This is a genomic window from Tardiphaga sp. P4_G1 (genome assembly GCF_056401215.1).
This window is the reverse complement of sequence record NZ_JBFUJU010000003.1, coordinates 358,022-379,383: the sequence shown is the minus strand read 5'-3', so window position 1 is coordinate 379,383 and position 21,362 is coordinate 358,022. Positions and strand designations below refer to the sequence as shown.

At 61.7% G+C, this 21,362-nt stretch carries 19 protein-coding genes; 6 read left to right on the top strand and 13 right to left on the bottom strand.

Annotation, left to right across the window (positions count from 1 at the left end; translation table 11 throughout):
* Positions 1 to 65 precede the first annotated feature (65 nt).
* The 3 genes from AC1DUY_RS09465 to AC1DUY_RS09455 form a co-directional block, all read right to left on the bottom strand.
* Entirely contained in the window at positions 66 to 824 is a 759-nt protein-coding gene (locus AC1DUY_RS09465; protein WP_478113802.1) for an enoyl-CoA hydratase/isomerase family protein, read from the bottom strand.
* Positions 824 to 2,062 carry a CaiB/BaiF CoA transferase family protein gene (locus tag AC1DUY_RS09460; protein ID WP_478113800.1) on the bottom strand — a complete coding sequence of 413 codons (1,239 nt, stop codon included), beginning with the start codon at positions 2,060 to 2,062 and terminating at the stop codon, positions 824 to 826. The genes AC1DUY_RS09465 and AC1DUY_RS09460 overlap by 1 nt, the downstream gene beginning before the upstream one ends.
* Before the next feature lie 165 nt (positions 2,063 to 2,227).
* Positions 2,228 to 3,538: a hydroxymethylglutaryl-CoA reductase, degradative gene (locus AC1DUY_RS09455; protein WP_478113798.1), complete on the bottom strand. Its 1,311-nt coding sequence runs from the start codon at positions 3,536 to 3,538 to the stop codon at positions 2,228 to 2,230.
* Between the two features lie 274 nt (positions 3,539 to 3,812).
* On the opposite strand from AC1DUY_RS09455, the gene AC1DUY_RS09450 reads away from it, so the two are divergent.
* Complete coding sequence (locus AC1DUY_RS09450; protein ID WP_478113796.1) at positions 3,813 to 5,207, top strand: aminotransferase-like domain-containing protein; 1,395 nt, start codon at positions 3,813 to 3,815, stop codon at positions 5,205 to 5,207.
* A gap of 14 nt (positions 5,208 to 5,221) precedes the next feature.
* Here AC1DUY_RS09450 and AC1DUY_RS09445 read toward each other — a convergent pair whose 3' ends face one another.
* Positions 5,222 to 5,923, bottom strand: coding sequence for a GntR family transcriptional regulator (locus AC1DUY_RS09445; protein ID WP_439074237.1), 702 nt, complete (start codon positions 5,921 to 5,923; stop codon positions 5,222 to 5,224).
* A 165-nt stretch (positions 5,924 to 6,088) separates the two neighbouring features.
* Here AC1DUY_RS09445 and AC1DUY_RS09440 point away from each other — a divergent pair, with 165 nt between their 5' ends.
* Genes AC1DUY_RS09440 through AC1DUY_RS09425 form a run of 4 tightly spaced genes read left to right on the top strand, consistent with a single transcriptional unit; the run spans position 6,089 to position 10,226 of the window.
* Entirely contained in the window at positions 6,089 to 6,943 is an 855-nt protein-coding gene (locus AC1DUY_RS09440; protein WP_478113794.1) for an ABC transporter ATP-binding protein, read from the top strand.
* 3 nt (positions 6,944 to 6,946) lie between these two features.
* Positions 6,947 to 7,720, top strand: coding sequence for an ABC transporter permease (locus tag AC1DUY_RS09435; protein ID WP_068729960.1), 774 nt, complete (start codon positions 6,947 to 6,949; stop codon positions 7,718 to 7,720).
* A 27-nt stretch (positions 7,721 to 7,747) separates the two neighbouring features.
* On the top strand, positions 7,748 to 8,773 hold the full coding sequence (locus tag AC1DUY_RS09430) for an ABC transporter substrate-binding protein (protein ID WP_478113792.1): 1,026 nt from the start codon (positions 7,748 to 7,750) through the stop codon (positions 8,771 to 8,773).
* 13 nt (positions 8,774 to 8,786) lie between these two features.
* Positions 8,787 to 10,226: an amidohydrolase family protein gene (locus AC1DUY_RS09425; protein WP_478113790.1), complete on the top strand. Its 1,440-nt coding sequence runs from the start codon at positions 8,787 to 8,789 to the stop codon at positions 10,224 to 10,226.
* A 21-nt stretch (positions 10,227 to 10,247) separates the two neighbouring features.
* Here the strand turns inward: AC1DUY_RS09425 and AC1DUY_RS09420 are convergent, their stop codons facing one another.
* The 7 genes from AC1DUY_RS09420 to cyoA all read right to left on the bottom strand — a co-directional run bounded on the left by AC1DUY_RS09420 (position 10,248) and on the right by cyoA (position 17,270).
* The gene (locus tag AC1DUY_RS09420) at positions 10,248 to 10,781 is read right to left on the bottom strand and encodes a response regulator transcription factor (protein ID WP_184512409.1); all 534 of its coding nucleotides are present in this window, start codon (positions 10,779 to 10,781) and stop codon (positions 10,248 to 10,250) included.
* Positions 10,771 to 12,054 (bottom strand): ATP-binding protein, encoded by a 1,284-nt coding sequence (locus tag AC1DUY_RS09415; RefSeq protein ID WP_478114043.1) that lies wholly within the window; start codon positions 12,052 to 12,054, stop codon positions 10,771 to 10,773. Before AC1DUY_RS09415 ends, AC1DUY_RS09420 begins: the two co-directional genes overlap by 11 nt.
* A 174-nt stretch (positions 12,055 to 12,228) precedes the next feature.
* Positions 12,229 to 12,978 (bottom strand): SURF1 family protein, encoded by a 750-nt coding sequence (locus tag AC1DUY_RS09410; RefSeq protein WP_478114041.1) that lies wholly within the window; start codon positions 12,976 to 12,978, stop codon positions 12,229 to 12,231.
* 71 nt (positions 12,979 to 13,049) lie between these two features.
* Complete coding sequence (gene cyoD / locus AC1DUY_RS09405; RefSeq protein ID WP_478113788.1) at positions 13,050 to 13,439, bottom strand: cytochrome o ubiquinol oxidase subunit IV; 390 nt, start codon at positions 13,437 to 13,439, stop codon at positions 13,050 to 13,052.
* Positions 13,436 to 14,068, bottom strand: a complete 633-nt coding sequence (cyoC, locus tag AC1DUY_RS09400) for a cytochrome o ubiquinol oxidase subunit III (protein WP_478113786.1) — start codon at positions 14,066 to 14,068, stop codon at positions 13,436 to 13,438. Before cyoC ends, cyoD begins: the two co-directional genes overlap by 4 nt.
* Complete coding sequence (gene cyoB / locus AC1DUY_RS09395) at positions 14,065 to 16,089, bottom strand: cytochrome o ubiquinol oxidase subunit I (RefSeq protein WP_231078730.1); 2,025 nt, start codon at positions 16,087 to 16,089, stop codon at positions 14,065 to 14,067. The genes cyoC and cyoB overlap by 4 nt, the downstream gene beginning before the upstream one ends.
* Before the next feature lie 14 nt (positions 16,090 to 16,103).
* The gene (cyoA, locus tag AC1DUY_RS09390) at positions 16,104 to 17,270 is read right to left on the bottom strand and encodes a ubiquinol oxidase subunit II (RefSeq protein WP_478114039.1); all 1,167 of its coding nucleotides are present in this window, start codon (positions 17,268 to 17,270) and stop codon (positions 16,104 to 16,106) included.
* 178 nt (positions 17,271 to 17,448) lie between these two features.
* On the opposite strand from cyoA, the gene AC1DUY_RS09385 reads away from it, so the two are divergent.
* Complete coding sequence (locus tag AC1DUY_RS09385; RefSeq protein ID WP_309941831.1) at positions 17,449 to 18,783, top strand: MFS transporter; 1,335 nt, start codon at positions 17,449 to 17,451, stop codon at positions 18,781 to 18,783.
* 101 nt (positions 18,784 to 18,884) lie between these two features.
* On the opposite strand, the gene ccoS is transcribed toward AC1DUY_RS09385, so the two are convergent.
* The gene (ccoS, locus tag AC1DUY_RS09380; protein WP_478113783.1) at positions 18,885 to 19,040 is read right to left on the bottom strand and encodes a cbb3-type cytochrome oxidase assembly protein CcoS; all 156 of its coding nucleotides are present in this window, start codon (positions 19,038 to 19,040) and stop codon (positions 18,885 to 18,887) included.
* The gene (locus AC1DUY_RS09375; RefSeq protein WP_478113781.1) at positions 19,037 to 21,301 is read right to left on the bottom strand and encodes a cation-translocating P-type ATPase; all 2,265 of its coding nucleotides are present in this window, start codon (positions 21,299 to 21,301) and stop codon (positions 19,037 to 19,039) included. Before AC1DUY_RS09375 ends, ccoS begins: the two co-directional genes overlap by 4 nt.
* Between the last annotated feature and the right edge of the window lie 61 nt (positions 21,302 to 21,362).

Genomic DNA, 21,362 nt, shown 5'->3' with positions numbered 1-21,362 from the left:
CTTTTACGTTTTTGATTTTTCAATACGCCTGCGACGCGCGATCTCTCCAGGGACCTATCGCATCGTCACTTCTCATTTCCTCTGTTCGCAAACGCAGCCAGGCCACGCTTGGCATCCGCACTCGTGAAGGTGCGCTGACCGAGCGCGGCCTCCACGCGAAATGCTTCTGCGAGCGGCAGGTCCTGAAGCGTCAGCGCCGCTTCCTTGATGGTCTGGACGGCGATCGGACTCAGTGCCGCGATCCTGGCTGCCATCTCATAGGCCAGTGGTTCGACTTGATCGGAATCGACAACCCGGTTGACGACGCCTTTGGCAAGCATGTCATCCGCGGAAAAGCGCTCCGCCGTCAGCATGATCTCCATGGCATGCGCGTAGCCGATCTGCCGGACCAGGCGCACGAGCGTGCCTCCCGCCGGTACGAAACCGTGCTTCGGTTCGGGCAGTTGAAAGACACCGTCGCGCGCCGCGATCCGGATGTCCGTCGCCAGCATGATCTCGAACCCGCCGCCCATGCACATGCCGCGAATGGCGCTGATGACCGGCTTATAGAATTCGGGAAACTTGATGTGGGCCGGGTCCCAGGCAGAGATGTCGATCGTGTCCGCCGCAAGTGCAGGAATAGACTCCCGGAGGTCAGCACCGACGCAGAAGGCGCGATCGCCCGCGCCGGTCAGCACTACGGCCCGGATCTCATCGTCATCCTTGATGGCGTGGAATGCGCGGCCGAGGTCGTCATACATGGCGAGCGTCAGCGCATTCATCTTGTCCGGCCGGTTGATCCGCACCGTTGCGACGTGACTGTCCTTGGTGAAATCAATCGCCATCAGATCGCTCCCGACGCCTTGAGACGCGCCAGTTCGGCCGCCGTGACATCCGCCAACCGGGAGAGAACCTCTGCATTGTCCTCGCCAGGCAGCGGCGCTTTTTCGAACGACATCTGTCCCGCACCGGATAGCTTGATCGGCAGACCGAACATGCCGATCAGCTTTCCGGCTATCGGAACGTCGACGATCATGTTACGCGCAGCGATGTGCGCGTCTTCCACCACTTCGGCGATGGTCTTGATGGCGCTAAGCGGGATCTTGTCGGCCGCCATCTCCTCGAGTTCGGCCTTGGTGTAGTTCGCGAACCAGCGTTCCAGCAGCGGCTTGACCCTGGTCTCTGCCACGGCGTGATCGAACCGCTTCTCCATCGTATCGATGGCAGGATCTTTGGCCTGTTCCGGCTCGCCGAACAGCGCGCAGGTAATTGCCCAGAACTTGTCGGTGTAGCCGCCGAAGAAAACGTAGCCGTCCTTGCAGGGAAACTGGCCATAGGGCCGAACGAACGGATGATCGTTGCCCAATGGCGAGGCGACCTCTTTCTGCGCGGTGTAACGGACCACGGCGTTCTCGGTCAGTGTCAGCACGGAGTCTTGCTGAGATACATCGACCACCTGACCGACGCCGGTCTTCTCCGCCTCTCGCAATGCTGCGAGCGTTCCGATAGCCGCATAGAGGGAAGCGGCGAGGTCGCCGATGATCGTGCCGACGCGCACCGGCGGCAGATCGGCATAGCCGTTCATCGACCACAGGCCGCCGGCCGCCTGCCCCGTATTGTCATAGGCCGGCTTGGATGAATTTGGACCTGTGCGACCGAAGCCACTGATAGCGGTGTAGACGAGCCTGGGATTGAGTTCGCGCAGCACCTCGTAGCTGAGGCCAAGCTTGTCCATCGTGCCGGGACGGAAGTTCTCAACGAGGATGTCGGCCTTCTGCACCAGCTTCTTCAGCAGGGCCTTGCCATCCTCGGATTTGAGATTGAGCGTGATGCCCCTCTTGTTGCGGTTGAACTGTGTGAAGAAGGCGCTGAGCTGCTCATCGTCGTTGCCGACGAAGGGTGGAAAGGTCCGCGCATAATCCGGCTCTCCGGGATGCTCCACCTTGATCACGGTGGCACCCAGGTCTGCGAACAACATCGAGCAGAATGGACCTGCGACAACACGCGTGATGTCAAGCACCGTCACGCCCTTGAGAGGACCGTTGCGCTCCTTGAGCCCATCTATCTTTTCTGCAGTGTTCACATCATCCTCCCAGTCCATACGAATATCCGCCGACAACATCGGCACGCGTGGTTTTCGTACAAGAGCATGAGTATCGAAGATACATTTTCATACCCGCCGGGCGTGCAAGCGTGACGCCTGCACGAAGTTGCGTTGCACAAAGTGGCGTTAGAACGCCTCCACTTTTTACGAACGCAGCTTCTCGAGAACTTCCTTAGCGCGATCAACACGCACGTCGTGATTGGCGGCGAGCGCGGCGGCGACCTTCTCGATCTCGTCACCGGTGGCGCCGGCGACGATGGCGATATTGCGCGCATGCAGTGCCATGTGCCCCTTCTGGATGCCTTCGGTGGCCAGCGCACGAAGCGCACCCATGTTCTGCGCCAGACCGACGGCAACGGCGACTTCCGCCAGTTCCTGCGCACTCTGCACGCCAAGTATCTTCAGGGCCGCTCGCGCGGCGGGATGGGTCTTGGTGGCACCGCCGACGAGGCCGAGCGCCATCGGCATCTCAATGGTGCCGACGAGATTGCCGCTGCCATCGATTTCCCAATTGGTGAGCGAGGTATAGCGGCCGGAGCGCGAGGCCCAGACATGGGCGCCGGCCTCGATGGCGCGCCAGTCATTGCCGGTGGCGACCACGATGGGATCGATACCATTCATGATGCCCTTGTTGTGGGTCGCAGCGCGGTAGGGATCGACGATCGCAAACGCACAGGCCTCGACGATGCCGCGGGCGATCCGCTCGCCATCATATTCCTCGGTCTTCAACGCCTCCGGCGTCACTGACACCATTGCGCGAGCGATACGCAGATCGGCATAGTTCGACAGGATGCGCAGACGCACGGTTCCGCCTGTGATCTTCTCGATCAGCGGCGCGACCGTCTCCGCCATCGTGTTGACCGTGTTGGCGCCCATGGCATCGCGCACGTCGACGATGAGATGCACGGCCATCATCGGTCCCACCGGTGTGTCTTCGAACACATGCACCTCGACGTCGCGGCAGCCGCCGCCGAGCGAGATCAGCACCTTGTCTTTGGCATTGGCCGCCTCAAGGATGGCATCGCGCTCGCGTAGCACGCGCGCACGGGCGCCGTGCACGTCGGTCACGCCCAGCACCTGCACCTGCGCACGCATGATCGGCGCGGAGCTTGAGGTCTGGAAACCGCCGCATTTGCGAACGATGCGTGCCATATAGGATGCCGCGGCCACCACCGACGGCTCCTCGACCGCCATCGGAATCAGGTAGTCACGGCCGTTCACGGTGAAATTGGTGGCGATACCGACCGGCAGTTCGAACGTGCCGATGACATTCTCGATCATGCCATTGGCGAGTTCGAGCGGCAGCGCACCGGGACAGAAGGCCGCGCGCTCGGTATCACCGAGCGAGGTCGCGTCGATCACACGGCCCAGCCTTTCGGCAGGCGCGAGATTGCGCAGATTTTCCAAACGCGAATTGATCTTTCCGGACTGTTCGCCCGACTTCGAACCGGCCATTGCGGCGCCTCCCACACACAGGGTCTTCTGTTGGAGGCACGTTGGCATCCGCGGATGACGTCCGAAAGAGACAGTTCTGAAATATTGTCCTAGACTGTACCCATGGCGATATGACCTTTGTATTCGCGGATGCAGCATTCTTCCGTGCAAAGGGAACGCAGACCAGGTCCATCTGCGCGAAGACATGAGACTGGACGATTGAATTCAATCTTGTCGCTCTTGGAGAAAGGTACGGTTCTGATGGATCGTCCAGCACTGCACCTGGAGGCATTGCTTGACTGCTTCTCGTGAGCCGTCCGACCGCGGCACAACGTTGGCCGAGACTTTGGCCGGCCGGTTGCGTGTACAAATCCTCTCCGGCGCATTGCCGGAAGGCAACCGCCTGCCCTCGATCAGAAAGGCCGCCGGGGAATTTGGCGTGTCGAAGAACACCGTGGTCGAAGCCTATGACCGACTGGTGCTTGGCAATCTCGTCGCAGCAAAGGCAGGCTCCGGTTTCGTTGTCATCTATCGCGGGGATGATGGCGGGCGACCGAAACACGTCAGCGAAGCCGTCGACATCGCATCGCTGCTGAGTGCCCAGCTCTCGCAAAATTTCGAGATCCGCGTCGGCGATGGACGACCGCCGGCGTCGTGGACGGAGCAATCGGAGATCAAGCGCCATCTGAGCGGGACCGGACGGATCCTGCCGGCCGCCGTTGACGCCTATGGCTCCGCGCTCGGATTCCTGCCGCTCCGACAACAGATCGCATTGCGGCTGCAAGCCCAGCAAGTCGCAGTGAAGGAAGACGGGCTTCTGCTCACATTCGGAGCCAATCACGCGCTCGACCTGATCATCCGCGCGATGCTGTCACCTGGCGATACGGTGCTGGTCGACGAGCCCGGCTATTATCCCCTGTTCGCAAAGCTCACGCTGGCGCAGGTCCGCATCGTCGGCGTTCGCCGCCTGGCGGATGGACCGGATGTCGGCGACCTCGCCGCAAAGATCCAGTCGGAGCGGCCGAAGCTGTTTTTCACGCAGTCGCTTGGCCACAATCCGACCGGAGGATCGATCACGCTGCCCGTGGCGCATGCGGTGCTTCAGACGGCGATCCGATCGAACCTCGTCATCGTCGAGGACGACCCGTTTGCCGATCTGCCGATGGCGGTGAACAGCCGGCTGGCGACGCTCGATCAGTTGAACAATGTGATCTCGATCGGGACCTTTTCGAAGACGCTGTCGGCGAGCCTGCGATCGGGCTTCATCGCGGCCCGCAGCGACCGCATCGCGACGCTGGCCGAATTGAAGATGCTTACCACCGTCAACAGTTCAGGACATGTGGAGCGACTGCTGCACCGGCTGCTCGCGGACGGCCACTATGAACGGCACCTGAAGCGGCTGGGACAGCGGAGTGAAGCCGCCATAGGCCAGGTGCGCGCCAATCTCGTGCGCGGCGGACATCAGCTCTATGCCGACGCACGCACGGGCTATTACCTGTATCTGCTGCTGCCCGACGGAATCGACGACATGGCGCTGGCGCGCGAAGGCGCGAAGGACAGCATCTTCATCGCGCCGGGAAGCCTGTTCTGCCTCGACAAGAACAGTCCGCTGGCGCGAGCGATCAGGATCAATGTGTCGCGGGCGGACAATCCGAAATTCTACGAATTTCTGCTGCGCCGGCTGCAATAGACGCCACGACGCCTTCAGGTCGCTTCCTCGGTATAGGGAGCCAGCACATCCAGCAGATCCCGGCCTCGCGCCGGGGTCGGCTCCACCAGCGCGCGGTTGGCGACCGAGTCCAGATGCGAATGCATCAGCGACATCGCCTTGTTGGCGTCGCCGTCCTGCAGCGCCTCGATGATCGCGATATGCTCGCTGATGCCGCATTCCGACGAATGCGGGCGACTGAACAGCGACAGTGTCAGACAACAGCGATAGGCGATCTCGCTGACATAGCGGACCAGCACCGGGCTGTTGGTCATCGACGCCAGCATGATATGAAATTCAGTCGCCAGGCGAATGGACACGGCGTTCGGCCCGTCATGCGCCTCGCGCTCCGCCTCGACATGCGCCTTGAGGCGCGCGATCTGGCTGCTGCTGAGCTTGCCGGCGATCTTGCGGACGATCAGCCGTTCGAGATCCATCCGGATGTCGAAGATGTCCCGCGCGTCCTGCCAGCTCGGCGTCACGACCACGGCAATGCGGTTACGTCGCAGCTCCACAAGCCCCTCGGACGCCAGTTGCCCGAGTGCATAGCGCGCAATGGTGCGGCTGACGCCGAAGCGCTCACCCAAGGAGTCCTCGGGAAGCTTGGCGCCGGGTTCCAGAGCCTGCTCGATGATCGCCCGCCGCAGCGCGCGGCAGATCATCCCAACCTTGTCTTTTGAATTCGGCGCTTCTGGCATTCAGATCGAACCTGTCGCGATTTGGGCATTCCGGGCCGTGCCCGAAGTGCATGCAATCGAGGAGAGTGACTGCCCAATAATTCCTCAGGGAATGGCGAGCGAACGTAAAATGACAACGTTTCGCTCCGGACTCAAGTGGCACCCCAATTGCATGCACTTATCGCCATGACAAGTATGCAAGAAAATGGACCCACCGAGGGCCAGCGCAGACCGGTCGCCGTTGAGCTGTCCGCGACCTCAGTAACGTTCGGCCGCGGTCCGACCGCCACGCCGGCGCTTGCGGAGACGAACCTTATCATCCCCGACGGCGAATTCCTTGCCCTTGTCGGCCCCTCCGGCTGCGGAAAGTCGACGATCCTCAAGCTCGTCAGCAATCTGCTCCGCCCGACCACCGGCGTCGTCATCGTCGGCGGGCGTGAGGTCGCCGCCAAGGCGTTGCGGATTGGGATGGCGTTCCAGAACCCGACCATGCTGCCCTGGCTGACCATCGAGCGGAACATCATGCTTCCGCTCAAGATCGTCGAGCCGTTCCGGTCCGAGTATCGGCAGAAGCGCAAAGGCGAATTTCGCGACAAGGCCCATGCATTGCTGGCCCAGGTCGGCCTCAAGGGTTTCGGCAACAAATATCCTTGGCAGTTGTCCGGCGGCATGCTGCAGCGGGCCAATCTCTGCCGCGCATTAATTCACGAGCCGCGCATGTTGCTGCTCGACGAGCCGTTCGGCGCACTCGACCAATTCACCAAGGAAGAACTCTGGTCGATCCTGCAGAGCCTCTGGCTGCAACACAAACCGACGGTGCTGCTGGTCACGCATGACCTCCGCGAAGCCGGCTTCCTGGCCAGCCGCATCTGCGTGATGAGCGCACGACCGGGCCGCATCCTCGACGACAGCCCGGTGGACTTCCCGCGCCCGCGCACCATCCCCATGACTTTCGAGCCTGATTTCGTCGCGCTCAACCAGCGCCTGCGGGAACTCATCGTCAATGCCCGGAGCAACGCTCCCGAAGCGCAGGAGGCATAGGTCATGAGTGTAGGCCTGCGTCAAAAACTCTGGTCGTTCGGACTGATCGTCATCTTCTTCGTCGGATGGCAATTATTTTGCGCCATGTCGGGCGTGTCGGATCTGGTTCTTCCGCGTCCGACGGAAATCATTGCGACGCTGATCGCGCGCTTCCCGATCCTGTGGCCGCATATTCTGCAGACCCTCGGCACGACCATGGCCGGCTTCGTCCTTGGCGTCGGCCTCGGCGTAGTGCTAGGCGCGGTCATCGGCGTCTCGAAAGTCGCCTATGACACCGCCTATCCGCTGTTGGTCGGCTTCTCGTCGATTCCGAAGGTCGCCGTCGTGCCGATCTTCGTGCTGTGGTTCGGCTCCGGCTCGGTACCGGCGATCCTCACCGCGCTGTCGATCTGCTTCTTCCCCATCGTCGTCAATATCGCGACCGGCCTCGCAACCACCGAACCCGAGCTGGAAGACGTGCTGAAGGCACTCGGCGCCAGCAAGATGGACATTCTCTGGAATGTCGGCCTGCCGCGCACCATGCCGTTCTTCTTTGCCTCGCTGAAAGTCGCCGTCAGCTACGCCTTTGTCGGTGCCGTTCTGGCCGAGACCGTCGCGTCCAATCGCGGCATCGGCAATGTGATGATGAGCGCATCGTCGAACTTCAACGTCCCGCTGGTGTTCGCCTGCCTGTTCATTCTCGCTATCCTTGGCGTGGCGCTCTACGTCATTTTCTCTCTGATCGAGGCGCGCGTGACCGGCTGGGCCACGCGCAAGAACGATCTCGTTGCGACCTAATTCACCCCCATCAACCAGGAGAATGTCATGTTGAAGAGATTGACCGCCCTCGCAGTCGGCAGCGTCCTGCTCACAGGCTCCGCCTTCGCTCAGGAGACGACCATCAAGTTCACGCTGGGCTGGAAAACCCAGGGCAGTGACGCGGCGTTCTTCTATGCCAAGGACAAGGGCTACTTCAAGGAAGAGGGCCTGAACGTTGTCATCGATCAGGGCGAAGGCTCGGGCGCAACAGTGACCCGTATCATGTCCGGCGCCTGGGATGCCGGCTTCGGCGACGTCAATGCCATCATCCAGAACTCCTCGACGCGCCCACAGGACGCGCCGGTGATGGTCTATATGATGTGGAACCAGCCTCCCTTCTCGATCGTCACCAAGAACACCAGTGGCATCAAGACGATCAAGGATTTCGAAGGACACACGCTGGGCGGCGCGCAGGGCACGCCGACGACCCGTCTGTTGCCCGTCTTCATCCAGAAAAACGGCCTCGCGGCCGACAAGATCAAGGTCACCAACATGGCGCCCAATCTGCAGGAGCCGATGCTGATCAAGGGCGATATCGACGCTGCGCTGGTCTTCAACATCACCAGCTACTTCAACCTCGTCCTGAACCGCCAGGATCCCGAGAAGGACTACAGGTGGTTCTCGTTCGGTGAATTCGGCCTCGACCTGTATTCGAACGGCGTGATGGTGTCGCAGAAGCTGTTGGCCTCGAACCCGAAGGCCGTTGCCGGTCTGGTCCGCGCCATCAACAAGGCTAACATCGCCGTCGCCAAGGATCAGAACGCCGGCATGGCGTCGGTCGTCGCCTTCGACAACCTCGTCGATGTCCCCGTCGAGAAGCGCCGCCTGCAATATTCTTTCGACAAGCTGATGGTCTCCCCCGAGATGAAGGAAATCGGCGTCGGCGACATCAAGGATGACCGCATGACCCGTGCCATCGGCATGGTCGTCGAAGGTTACGACCTGAAGCGCACGCCAACCCCGAAGGAAATCTTCTCGCGCGAATTTTTGCCGGAACGCAAGGATCGCGAACTGATCTATACGGCGAACTAAGCAGGCGCGTAACATGACTCAGGTTGCGTCTGCGACGAATATCTTCACCGGCACAGATCGAGGCCTCGTGCCTCAGGCCAGCATCCACCATGCGGACGGCCTGATCACGAGCGTCTCGGCCGGCGCGCGTATTTCACCGCAGACGAACCACCTGGTCATCCCCGCGTTGGTCAACGCCCACGACCATGCCCGGCCGTCCATGACATCCTTCGGCGCATCCAATATGCCGCTGGAATCATGGATCGCACGGTCAGCCTTCGGCACACCGCCAGATCCCTATCTCGTCGCCGCTGTCTCGCTCGCCCGTTCGGCGCGCGCAGGCTGCGGCGGCGCGATGATTCATTACACTCGCCCGAGCGGCAAGATGCCGATTCTCGATGAGTCGATCGCCATCGCAAAGGCCGCGAGCGATGTCGGCATCCGGCTGGCCTTCGCGCTGGCCGTACGCGACCAGAACCCAATCGTCTATGGCGACGGCGCAGACGTGCTTGCCGCACTGCCCGAGGACGATCGCAGTACCATCCAGGACCTGTTCGTCCGCCCGAGCCCGACACCATCGGAATATCTCGACCGTGTCGAGGCCATTCATGCCGCCATTGCCGGGCCGATGATCGATGTGCAATTCGGCCCGGCGGGCGTGCAGTGGTGTTCACCCGCGCTGCTCGAAGCCATCGCCGAACGATCCGCCGCCACCGGCCGGCGCGTCCATATGCATCTGCTCGAGACCATCTATCAGCGGCAATGGGCCGACCGCGCTTTTCCGAGCGGCATTGTGCGCTACCTGAAAGATATCGGCCTGCTGTCCAACCGCCTGACACTGGCGCATTGCATCCATGCCCGGCCGGGCGAACTCGATATGATCGCCGAGTCTGGCGCGACCATCGTGACGAATTTCAGCTCCAATCTCCATCTGCATTCCGGTCTTGCGCCGATTGCCGATGCGCATCGCCGCGGCTGCCCGATCGCCGTCGGCATCGACGGTGTCGCCCTCGACGAGGACGATGATGCGATCCGCGAAATGCGCCTCGTGCAAATGGCGCATGACGGCCTCGGTTTCGACCGCACATGGGGTCGGTCGGAGTTTCTCGCGCTTGCCATCCGCAATGGCCGCAAATCGATCGGCGCCCCCGGCCCGGGCACGCTCGCCGCCGGAGAAGCCGCAGATTTCGTGACACTCGATATCGGCCAGCTCGACCGCGATGCCATCATGCCGGTCGATCCGATCGACATGCTGTTTGCGCGCGGCAATACGAGCTGCATCCGCGATATCGTCGTCAACGGCCGCACCATCAGCCGCGACGGCAAACCGACCGGCGTCGACCTGGAGGCCATGGAGACCGAGTTGCGCGGGCTCTATCGCAAGAGCGTGCCGCAATTCAAGGCGTTCGAACGCGCCTGGGCGCCGTTCGAAAGCGCCGTGTCGCATTGGTTCCGGCAACAGGGGTGTTGCTAGCTCATTGAGCCTCAACCGGCTTCAGTTTACCTGACGCTTCTCGAGCTTCCGTGCCAGCGTACGGCGATGCATGCCGAGACGGCGTGCGGTCTCCGAAATGTTGAAATCGCTTTCCACGAGGGTCTGGTGGATGCGCTCCCATTCAAGCGTCTTGATCGAGGTCGGGCGCTCCGTGAGCGCCACCTGCACATCGCCGGTCGCTTTCTGGAACGCTTCCTCGATATCGTCGGTGTTCGAAGGCTTGGCGAGGTAATGACACGCGCCGAGCTTGATCGCCTCCACCGCCGTGGCGATGCTGGCATAGCCGGTGAGCACCACGATCAGCATCTCGGGGCTCAGCGCATGCAGCGCCTCGACACAAGCAAGGCCGGAGGCACCCGCAAGCTTGAGATCGACCACCGCATAGCCTGGCACCTTGTCGCCGAGCACCTCGGTCAAGGTCTCGAAGCCCTCGGAATGCAGCACGGTGTAACCGCGCCGCTCGAACGATCGCTTCAGCGTGCGCGCGAAACCCTCGTCATCCTCGACAATGATCAGCAGACGTTCATCCGACATGTTTGCGCGCTCCAATCGCGAGGGCGGATAGTGGTAGCGACAACATCACGAGGGCACCGCCCACAGGACGATTCTCCGCCACCACTGCGCCGCCCAGCTTGCGGACGGCATTGACCACCAGAAACAGACCGAGCCCGCGCCCGGACTGGCCCTTGCTTGAATTATAGGGCTTGCCGAAATTCGCCAGCATCTCCTTGGCGAAACCCGGTCCCATGTCGCTGACCTTCAGCACCAGCGAATCGCCATCGCGCTCGATAGCGAGGCGAACCCAGAGCGGCGATACCTCGTTGGCGTTATCGAGCACGTTGAAGATCATCTGCTTCAACGCCGAATCCGACACGATCGGCATGTCCTCGCCGAACCGATTCTCATAGACCAGCGTGTTGATCGAGCGCGCACCGCGCCAGTCCTCGACCAGTTCGCCGAAGAAACCATTGACGGTCGTCACAACCGGCGCCTCGCCGCGCATGTCGCCCGCTGACATGAGAATTCCAGTGACGATCGACTTGCAGCGCTGCACATCGGCCTGCATCTCGCTGATCTCTTCCATCAGCTCCGAGTTGCCTGCAAGTTCCGGCATCCGGCGCCAGTCACTGAGGATCACCGACAGTGAGGCCAGCGGCGTACCGAGTTCATGCGCGGCGCCGGAAGCGAGCAGGCCCATGCGCACAATATGATCTTCCTCCGCGGCCTGCTGACGCAGCTCTGCTAGACCCTCGTCGCGCTCGCGCAGGTTTTCCGCAATGCGCGTCATGAAAACGACGATCAGCGCCGCGTCGAGCACGAAGCAGATCAACATGCCGATGATGTGCAGCTCGAACAGATCGTCGCGCAGCGCTTCCGGTAGCGCCAGCGGGCGATGAAATACAATCAGTCCGGCGAAGCACAGACAGGCAACAACAACAACGACCCAGGTCGAGCGACCATTCAGCAACATCGCCCCGAGCGTAACCTGCAGGAGATAGAGCGATATGAATGGATTTGTGGCGCCGCCGCTCAGATAAAGCTGGGCGGTCAGCGCCGCGACGTCGAGCAGCAAAAGCAGGAGTAGTTCGCGGTCACGCGCGTCGGTCTGCTGGCGCAGCCACTCCTGGCTAATGACATTCAGGAATACCGAACCGCACAGCACCATCACCATGGCCATCAACGGCAGCGAAATGCCCATCACCAGATGCACGAAGCCGATGGTCAGGACCTGCCCGACCACTGCGATCCAGCGCAACTGGATCAGCAGATTGATATTCTTGATATTGGTGGTCTCGTCGAGCGGCAGAGCCGTGACTGCAACGGGTGTGGTGACACCCGTCGCGTCGACTGGTGATCCGGCAACCGCACTGACGCCTGTGACGTCTGGTGTGCCCACCTTGCTCTCTGCTCCCAAACCCGGCATCTCGCCCCGTCAGCTTGATCGGCCAGCCTCAATCGGACCGGCGCGCCATCCATGACGTCATACGCGAGGTAGTGATTTTTTCCGAATCCGCCACTCGTCGCGGGCGACGAACAGCGCAGCGCCGGCCAGCATCAAAGCGAGGCCGAACCAGGTGATGGCATAGACCACGTGGTTGTTCGGGAAGGCGATCACGGTCAGGCCGCCATGGGGCTGCCCCGGCGCGTCCAGCGCGGCATTGGCATCGATGAAATAGGGCGCGACAGCGCCGAGCGTCTGGCTGGCGGCAATCGCCTCGACATCGCGGGAATACCAGCGCTGGGTAGCGGGATCATTTGAGCGCAGGAACCCGCCCTTCGGTTCGGTGACGCGCAGCAGCCCGGTTACCGACACCTGCGTCGCGGGCGCCGCGAATGCGCCGGCTTTGCGCTCATCCGGGCTGACGAAACCCCGGTTCACCAGCACGATGTAGCCGGCCTCGGCGCGCAGCGGCGTCAGCACCCAGAAGCCGGCGCCGAGATCCGAGACAGCCTGCACCAGAGTATCGGCGCCCGGCACAAACCGCCCGGTGACGCCGACGCGACGATATTCATCGTCATTGCGATTGATCGCAGGCCACGCCGCAGGCCCGGGTGCAGCTTCGGGCGCGGCGTGGCTGCGCTGATCGACACGTGCGATCAGATCCAGTTTCCAGGCGCGGCGTTCGACCTGCCAGATGCCCAGCGCGGTCAATCCCGCGATACCGAGCAGTGCCAGTAGGCCCAGCACCGTGAGGGTCGTCGCGCGACGCGGCGACCGCCCGGATTCCATTTTCGATTCAGACGACTCCTGTCTGGCCGGGCGGCCTACGACGATCCCGTCGTTGGCGCGCGCCGTGGCCATCAGGGCATATTCCTCATGTCGTGAACCGGCATCATGTTGACGTTGAGGTGGTACATCACCCAGAGCGAACCGCTCAGCGCAATCACGACGATGATGATCGTGAAGATCAGCGCCATCATGGTCCAGCCGGCATCCGACGTCGTGTTCATGTGCAGGAAGTAGACCATGTGAACCACGATCTGCACCACAGCGAACGCAACGACGATCGCGATGGTCCAGTTCTTGTTCTCGATCGCGCCCGTCATCACCAGCCAGAATGGAATGGCGGTAAGGATGACCGAGAGGACGAAGCCAGTCATATACGACTTGAACGAACCATGGTCGCGGCCGTCATCGTGGCCGTGGTCATCGTGACCAGGTCCGTGCGCGGCATGTGCATCGGCGCTCATCGCAGCACTCCCAGCAGATAAACAAAGGTGAAGACGCCGATCCAGACGACGTCGAGGAAATGCCAGAACATGCTCAGGCACATCAGCCGCCGCTGGTTCGCCTCGATCAGGCCGAAACGGGCGACCTGCACCATCAGCGTCACCAGCCAGATGATGCCGAAGGTGACGTGCAGGCCGTGGGTGCCTACCAGCGTGAAGAAGGACGATAGGAAGGCGCTCCGCCAGGGGCCAGCACCTTCGTGGATCATGTGATGGAACTCATAGAGTTCGATGCAGAGGAACGCGAGGCCGAACAGACCGGTGATGCCGAGCCACATTTGGGTCGACTTCACTCTGCCCTTCATCATCTCCAGCATCGCGAAGCCATAGGTGATCGACGAGAGCAGCAGCATCGCGGTGTTAAGCGCGACGAGCTTGAGGTCGAACAAATCCTTCGGCCCGGGGCCCGCAGCATAGCTGCCGCCGAGTACGCCGAAGGTGGCGAACAGCATCGCGAAGATGAGGCAATCGCTCATCAGGTAGAGCCAGAAGCCCAGCATGGTGCTGGAACCGGCCGGATGATCGTGTTCATCGACGACGTAGAAGACCGGCACTTCAGTGCCGTTTATCGTTTGGGTCGGTACGTTCATGACGCGGCCTGCACTGCGAGAAGTTTCGTACGCTCGCCTTCGGTACGGATGACGTCCTCCAACGGAATGTGGAAGTCACGGTTGTAGTTGAAGGTATGGAAGATCGCGACGCCGACGATGGCAACGAAGCTCAGGGCCGCGAGCCACCACATGTACCAGATCAGGGCGAAGCCCATCGCCGTGGCCAAGATCGAGAGGATCACGCCGGTGCCGGTGTTCTTCGGCATATGGATCGGCCTGAAGCCCTCCAGCGGACGCGTATAACCGCGGCGCTTCATGTCCCACCACGAGTCATTGTCGTGAATGACCGGGGTGAAAGCGAAGTTGTAATCCGGCGGCGGCGACGACGTTGCCCATTCCAGCGTGCGCCCGTTCCAGGGATCGCCCGTGGTATCGCGCAGCTTCTCGCGATTCCAGATGCTGACGGCGATCTGGACGAGGAAAGCACCGATGCCGATCGCGATCAGAACCGCACCGAAGGCGGCGATGACGAACCAGATCTGCAGCGACGGATCGTCGAAGGTGCGCAGGCGGCGGGTGACGCCCATCAGACCAAGCACATAGAGCGGCATGAAGGCGAAGTAAAAGCCGAGGACCCAGCCCCAGAACGAGACCTTGCCCCAGAACTGATCGAGCTTGAAGCCGAAGGCCTTCGGGAACCAGAAGTTGATGGCAGCGAAGATGCCGAACACCACGCCGCCGATGATGACGTTGTGGAAGTGAGCGATCAGGAACAGGCTGTTATGCAGGACGAAGTCGGCCGGCGGTACTGCGAGCAGAACGCCGGTCATGCCGCCGATCACGAAGGTCAGCATGAAGGCAATCGTCCACATCATCGGCAGTTCGAACCGGATGCGGCCGCGATACATTGTGAACAGCCAGTTGAATATCTTCGCGCCCGTCGGGATCGAGATGATCATCGTCGTGATGCCGAAGAAGGAATTCACGCTGGCGCCCGAGCCCATGGTGAAGAAGTGATGCAACCAGACCAGATAGGACAAGATCGTGATGACCAGCGTGGCGTAGACCATCGAGGTGTAGCCAAACAGCTTCTTGCCCGAGAAGGTCGAGGTCACTTCCGAGAACACGCCGAACAGCGGCAGGATCAGGATGTAAACCTCCGGATGGCCCCAGATCCAGATCAGGTTCACATACATCATCGGGTTGCCGCCGAGATCGTTCGTGAAAAAGTTGGTCCCGACGTAACGATCCAGCGAGAGCAGCGCGAGCACGGCGGTCAGGATCGGGAAGGACGCGACGATCAGGACGTTGGTGCAGAGCGAGGTCCAGGTGAAGATCGGCATCTTCATCATGGTCATGCCCGGCGCACGCATCTTCACGATGGTCGCAATCAGGTTGATGCCCGACAGCGTCGTGCCAACGCCGGCCACCTGCAGCGCCCAGATATAGTAGTCGACGCCGACATCCGGACTGTAGCCGATGTTCGATAGCGGCGGATAAGCCAGCCAGCCGGTCTTGGCGAACTCACCGACGAACAGCGACATCATGACAAGGATGGCGCCACCGGTGGTCATCCAGAAGCTGAAATTGTTCAGGAACGGGAACGACACGTCGCGCGCACCGATCTGCAGCGGCACGATGTAGTTCATCAGGCCGGTGACCAGCGGCATCGCGACGAAGAAGATCATGATCACGCCATGCGCCGTGAACACCTGATCGTAGTGATGGGCGGGCAAGAAACCTTCGGAGCCGTTGAAGGCCATGGCTTGCTGGGCGCGCATCATGATCGCGTCGGCGAAACCGCGCAGCAGCATGACGATGCCCAGCACCATATACATGATGCCGATCTTCTTGTGGTCCACGCTGGTGAACCACTCCTTCCAGAGATAGCCCCACAGCTTGAAATAGGTCAGCGCGCCGAGCAGCACGATGCCGCCGAGCGCGACCATCGCGAAAGTCGCGACCAGAATCGGCTCATGATATGGAAACGACTCAAGCGTCAAGCGGCCGAAGATGAACTTCGCAAGCCCGGTATTTGCCAGTGCGGCTGTATCAGACATTTAGATCGACCCGATCAGGTGTTGGAAGCGCGCCGCTCGGCAGGCGGCGGCGCAGGCGTGAAATTGAACGGCGCGGGGGCGGCACCCGGGCGCGCGAGACCGGCACCGGTGACCGGTGTCGGGTCGAGTGGAGTCGTCGTCGAGCGGTGATCGGCTGCTTCGCGTGCGGCCTCGGCAAGGGTACAGACGCTGGCGACGTAGTTCTTCGTCGAGCTTGTGCCGTCGAGCATCGAGATATTGTATTTCAGCGGCAGAACGTTGCGGGCGCTGGCGAGGCCGAGGCCACCCTTCGCATCCATCGCCATCATCTCGCTCATGCACATCTTGCCGGGCTGGGCGCACATGTTGAGGATCGCCTTGTAGAGGTCAGGCGCGACTTCCTTATAGAGACGAACCGGCACATTCTCGCTGGGCTTTTCGAGATCCAGATAGGCCTCGCGGCTCAGCGTCTCGCTGCTCGCCTTAACCTTGGCGATCCAGGCATCGAAGCCGGCCTGGTCGACGCCATGGAACTTGAAGCGCATGCCGGAGAAGCCGGCGCCGCTATAGTTCGCCGAGAAGCCGTCATAAACGCCGGCCTTATTGATGACCGCGTGCAGCTTGGTTTCCATGCCGGGCATCGCATAGATCTGGCCGGCGAGCGCGGGGATATAGAAGGAGTTCATCACCGACGAGGCAGTGATCTTGAAGCGCACTGGACGATCCACAGGCGCAGCCAGCTCATTGACCGTAGCAATGCCGTATTCCGGGTAGAAGAACAGCCACTTCCAGTCGAGCGCGACGACTTCGACCTGCAGCGGTTCAAGAAGGCTCGCAGCGTTCCCGGGTGCAATCCGGTCGAGCCGACGATACGGGTCGAGCAGATGCGTGCTGGACCAGGTCACGGCGCCGAGACAGATGATGATGAGGAGGGGCATCGACCAGATGACGAGCTCGAGATGGGTCGAGTGATCCCAGTCCGGCTCGTATTTCGCGTCGGCATTCGACTGCCGGTACTTCCAGGCGAAGAACACGATCAGGGCCATCACCGGCACGATGATCAGCAGCATCAACACCGTGGAAATGACCACCAGATCGCGTTGCTGCACTGCGATGTCACCCGCAGGATTCATCACGACGAAATTGCATCCGCCCAGCAAGGCAACCAAGGGCAGCAAAAGGAGTATCCGTAGGCGGCTCAAGGTGTTACCCATTCGATAATGTTCGTTCGCGCGCACGGTTAGGCGCATTTGCTGCAGGGCAACATTGGACAATTTGTCCAATGGTCCGGAGACGCCGTTCACGACAAATCGTCAACCTCGCGTCGCCCTTTGGGCGTCGATTGTATGACCTTCAACACACCACCGACGGATAGAAAAAATGGCGCAGACGTCATCGACGATCGAACGGGACGCACGCCTTCTGCACGCGGATGGCCACGGAGCGGTTAACCCGGGCGAGATCGCCATTGGCGTCATCATCGGCCGGACCTCCGAGTTCTTTGACTTCTTCGTCTATGCGATCGCTTCGGTGCTGGTGTTTCCGAAGCTCGTCTTCCCCTATCTCGATCCTCTGACCGGCACTCTCTATTCCTTTGCGATCTTTTCGCTGGCATTCATCGCCCGCCCGATCGGCACGATGATCTTCACAGCTATCGATCGCAGCCAGGGCAAGGGCGCCAAGCTGACCATCGCGCTGTTCCTGCTCGGCGTTGCCACCGTCGCCATCGCCTTCCTGCCCGGTCACGAATCCATTGGCGTCGCATCGGCCTGGCTGCTGGCTGCTGCACGTATCGGCCAGGGCATTTCCTGGGGTGGCACCTGGGACGGTCTTGCTTCGCTGCTGGCGCTGAATGCGCCGGAAGGCAAGAAGGGCTGGTACGCCATGATCCCGCAACTCGGCGCCCCGATCGGACTTCTGGTGGCGAGCGCGCTGTTCGCCTTCTTTGTCGATACTCTATCTGCTGATGACTTCCTCGACTGGGGCTGGCGCTATCCGTTCTTCGTTGCTTTCGCCATCAACGTCGTCGCCCTGTTCGCGCGCCTGCGCATGGTGGTGACGCCGGGCTACACCGAACTGTTCGAAGCCCGCGAACTCGAGCCGTCCTCGATCACCGAGACGATCGCCCAGCAGGGCCGCACCGTTGTGATCGGCGCCTTCGCACCGCTGGCGAGCTTCGCACTGTTCCACATGGTCACAGTATTCCCGCTCTCATGGGTGTTCCTGTTCACCCGCGAAGCACCCGGCCGCTTCCTGATCGTCGAATGTATCGGCGCCGTGTTCGGCATCGTCGCCATGATCGTGTCGGGCTATGTCGCCGACAAGGTCGGTCGCCGCACGCTGCTGACCGGTTCGGCGATTGCCATCGCGGTATTCAGCGGCTTCGCACCGCAGATGCTGGACGGCGGCATCGTCGGCGAACTGGCCTTCATGGTGACCGGCTTCATCCTGCTCGGCCTGTCGCTCGGTCAATCTTCGGGCTCGGTCGCATCGAGCTTCTCGAAGCGCTTCCGCTATACGGGTTCGGCGCTCACCACCGACCTTGCCTGGCTGTTCGGCGCCGGCTTCGCACCATTCGTGGCGCTGGTGATGTCGAGCCGCTTCGGCCTGTCCTCGTCGGGCGTGTATCTGCTGTCGGGCGCAGTCGTGACCCTGCTTGCGATCTCGATCAACCGGCAGTTCGCCAGCCGCGACGCCTCGGCGATCCAGCCGTAAGCAACACCGCCGCTAAAGAAAGGGCCCCGGTTCTGAGCAGAACCGGGGCCCTTTCTTTTTGTTCTGACTCGTTTCCCTGACGCGAATCGGCATCTACTTCGCTAATGCGACAGCGGCACATCATCCTGGTACAGGATGCGTTCGGCGGCGCCCTGCAGGTCGTCATACTGACCTGATTTCAACGACCACAGGAACGCCGCGAGGCCACAAAGGCCGAGTCCAATGGCGATCGGGATCAGATAGAAATAATCCGTCATTCCGCCGGCTCCATTCTGACTGACATCCGCGGTGTTGATGCGCCTGCGCCCTGAGACTTGTCGGACTTGCCGCGACCACGTAGCCGCAGCGCATTGGCGACAACCACGATGGACGAACCGGACATCGCGATCGCCGCAACCAGCGGCGTGACATGGCCCATGATCGCGATCGGCACCGCAATGAGATTGTAGCCGACTGCCAGTGCGAGATTCTGCCGCACGAGATGCCCTGCCTCGCGCGAGACCGCGACGGCCTGCGACACGGCCGACAGATCCTCGCGCAGAAAGACGAGATCGGCCGCGTTGCGCCCGACATCGGCGGCCGACGCCGGCGCCATCGACGCATGCGCGGCCATCAGCGCCGGCGTGTCATTGAGCCCGTCGCCGACCATCAGGACCTTCTTGCCGGCCGATGCCAGCTTCGCCACATGCGCCGCCTTGCCGCCCGGCAGCACGCCGGCGAAATACGGCACGCTCATGCCACTCGCAAGCATCCGCACAGGCGTCTCGCGATCTCCCGAAACGACTTCGACAGCGAACCCGTTGCGCTTCAACGCGCCGACCGTCTCGGTTGCGCCCTCGCGCAACCGATCCTCAAAGCGGAAATCCGCCACGCATTGTCCATCGCGCGACAACACGACGGAGGATCCATCGAGATCCATACCGCTGGTATCGGCGAGGGCCCATTCCGGCCGACCGAGGCGCAGCACGCTGCCGCCGAGACGCGCTTCCATGCCGCAGCCCGGATGTTCGGAAACATCATCGAGCGCAATCGGCCTCTGCGCCGTCGGAACGGCTGCAGCAAGCGCGCGCGAATAAGGATGCCGCGAATGTGCGGCGATTGCGCCGGCCAGCGTCAGCGTCGCGGGCGCGATCGTTTCCGCATTGACGACGCGGGGATTACCTAGCGTCAGTGTGCCCGTCTTGTCGAACACCACCGTATCGATCTCGGCGAGGCGCTCCAGCGCGCCGCCATCCTTGATCATGATGCCATTCTCGAACAGCCGCCGCGCGGCAACCACCTGCACCATCGGCACAGCTAAGCCAAGCGCACAAGGACAAGTGATGATCAGCACCGCCACTGCAATGGTGATCGCGCGATGCACATCGCCGGACACAATGAGCCAGCCGACGAGTGTGATGGCCGCGGTGAGATGTACGACCGGCGCATAGAGCCCAGCTGCACGATCGGCGATGCGGCGATAGACCGAACGGCCCTGCTCCGCGGCTTCCATCATCCGCAGCATCTCGGCGAGGAACGACTCGTTGGCAGAGGCCGTCGCGGTAATCGTCAGCGGCCCCGTCAGATTCAATGTGCCCGCGCGCAGCACCGACCCCGGCAGTGCCGGCTGCGGCACGCTTTCGCCTGACACCAGCGAGACATCGAGCTCGGACAAACCTTTAATGACCTGCGAATCGACCGGCACGCGCTCGCCGGCAGCGAGCATGATGGTCATACCCGGCGTGATTTCGCCGACCGGCAGATAGGTCTGCGCACCGTCACTCTGCAGAACCAGCGCGCCGCGTGCCGCCAGACGCGCGAGCCCCTTCACTGCAACGCGAGCGCGTTCGCGCATCATGTGATCGAGGGTGCGGCCAATCAGCAGGAAGAACAGCAGCGTCACCGACGCATCGAAATAGACATGCGGACCATGGATCGCGGTCTCGTACAGGCTCATACCGAAGGCCAGCAAGACGCCGAGCGAGATCGGCACATCCATATTGGTGCGACCGTGACGCAGTGCCTGCCAGGCCGAGCGAAAGAATACCCGGCCGGAATAGATCAGCGTCGGCAGCGCGATCAGCGCAGAGATACCGTGGAACAGATCGCGCGTCGCGGGCTCGGCACCGGACCACACCGAGACCGACAGCAGCATGATATTGCTGGCTGCAAAGCCCGACACCGCCAGCGCACGGATCAGTTCCGACAGCGCCGTATCCGTCGCATCGCCATCGACCTCGAACAGATGCGCTTCATAGCCAACATTGCGTAGCGTTTCGATGAAAGGCGGCGGTGCGGCATCGGCGCGCCATTTGATGGTGACGCGCTTGGTCGAGAGATTCACCCGCGCCCATGTCACGCCGTCAAGCGCACCGAGCGACTGTTCGATCGTGCGAATACAGGCGCCGCAATGAACATCCGGCACCGAGAGATCGGTCTGCCTCAAACCGCCCGCAATGGTCCGGCTGACCAGCAGGATTTCGCGCGGATCCGGCGCCGCCAGCACTGCCAATTCTGCTCCTGAGCCACAGCAACTCATCGGAGACCTCGTTTCTCACTTTGCACATGATCCTTTCGGAAACCGGTTCCCGCTTCTCCGG

What these genes read in the sequence shown, in the direction of transcription:
- cyoB (WP_231078730.1), bottom strand. Translation starts at nt 16,089, where the DNA reads ATGTCTGATACAGCCGCACTGGCAAATACCGGGCTTGCGAAGTTCATC.
- AC1DUY_RS09375 (WP_478113781.1), bottom strand. Translation starts at nt 21,301, where the DNA reads ATGAGTTGCTGTGGCTCAGGAGCAGAATTGGCAGTGCTGGCGGCGCCG.
- AC1DUY_RS09455 (WP_478113798.1), bottom strand. Translation starts at nt 3,538, where the DNA reads ATGGCCGGTTCGAAGTCGGGCGAACAGTCCGGAAAGATCAATTCGCGT.
- AC1DUY_RS09385 (WP_309941831.1), top strand. Translation starts at nt 17,449, where the DNA reads ATGGCGCAGACGTCATCGACGATCGAACGGGACGCACGCCTTCTGCAC.
- AC1DUY_RS09430 (WP_478113792.1), top strand. Translation starts at nt 7,748, where the DNA reads ATGTTGAAGAGATTGACCGCCCTCGCAGTCGGCAGCGTCCTGCTCACA.
- AC1DUY_RS09445 (WP_439074237.1), bottom strand. Translation starts at nt 5,923, where the DNA reads ATGCCAGAAGCGCCGAATTCAAAAGACAAGGTTGGGATGATCTGCCGC.
- AC1DUY_RS09425 (WP_478113790.1), top strand. Translation starts at nt 8,787, where the DNA reads ATGACTCAGGTTGCGTCTGCGACGAATATCTTCACCGGCACAGATCGA.
- AC1DUY_RS09435 (WP_068729960.1), top strand. Translation starts at nt 6,947, where the DNA reads ATGAGTGTAGGCCTGCGTCAAAAACTCTGGTCGTTCGGACTGATCGTC.
- AC1DUY_RS09465 (WP_478113802.1), bottom strand. Translation starts at nt 824, where the DNA reads ATGGCGATTGATTTCACCAAGGACAGTCACGTCGCAACGGTGCGGATC.
- ccoS (WP_478113783.1), bottom strand. Translation starts at nt 19,040, where the DNA reads ATGACGGATTATTTCTATCTGATCCCGATCGCCATTGGACTCGGCCTT.
- AC1DUY_RS09420 (WP_184512409.1), bottom strand. Translation starts at nt 10,781, where the DNA reads ATGTCGGATGAACGTCTGCTGATCATTGTCGAGGATGACGAGGGTTTC.
- cyoD (WP_478113788.1), bottom strand. Translation starts at nt 13,439, where the DNA reads ATGAGCGCCGATGCACATGCCGCGCACGGACCTGGTCACGATGACCAC.
- cyoC (WP_478113786.1), bottom strand. Translation starts at nt 14,068, where the DNA reads ATGAACGTACCGACCCAAACGATAAACGGCACTGAAGTGCCGGTCTTC.
- AC1DUY_RS09440 (WP_478113794.1), top strand. Translation starts at nt 6,089, where the DNA reads ATGACAAGTATGCAAGAAAATGGACCCACCGAGGGCCAGCGCAGACCG.
- AC1DUY_RS09410 (WP_478114041.1), bottom strand. Translation starts at nt 12,978, where the DNA reads ATGGAATCCGGGCGGTCGCCGCGTCGCGCGACGACCCTCACGGTGCTG.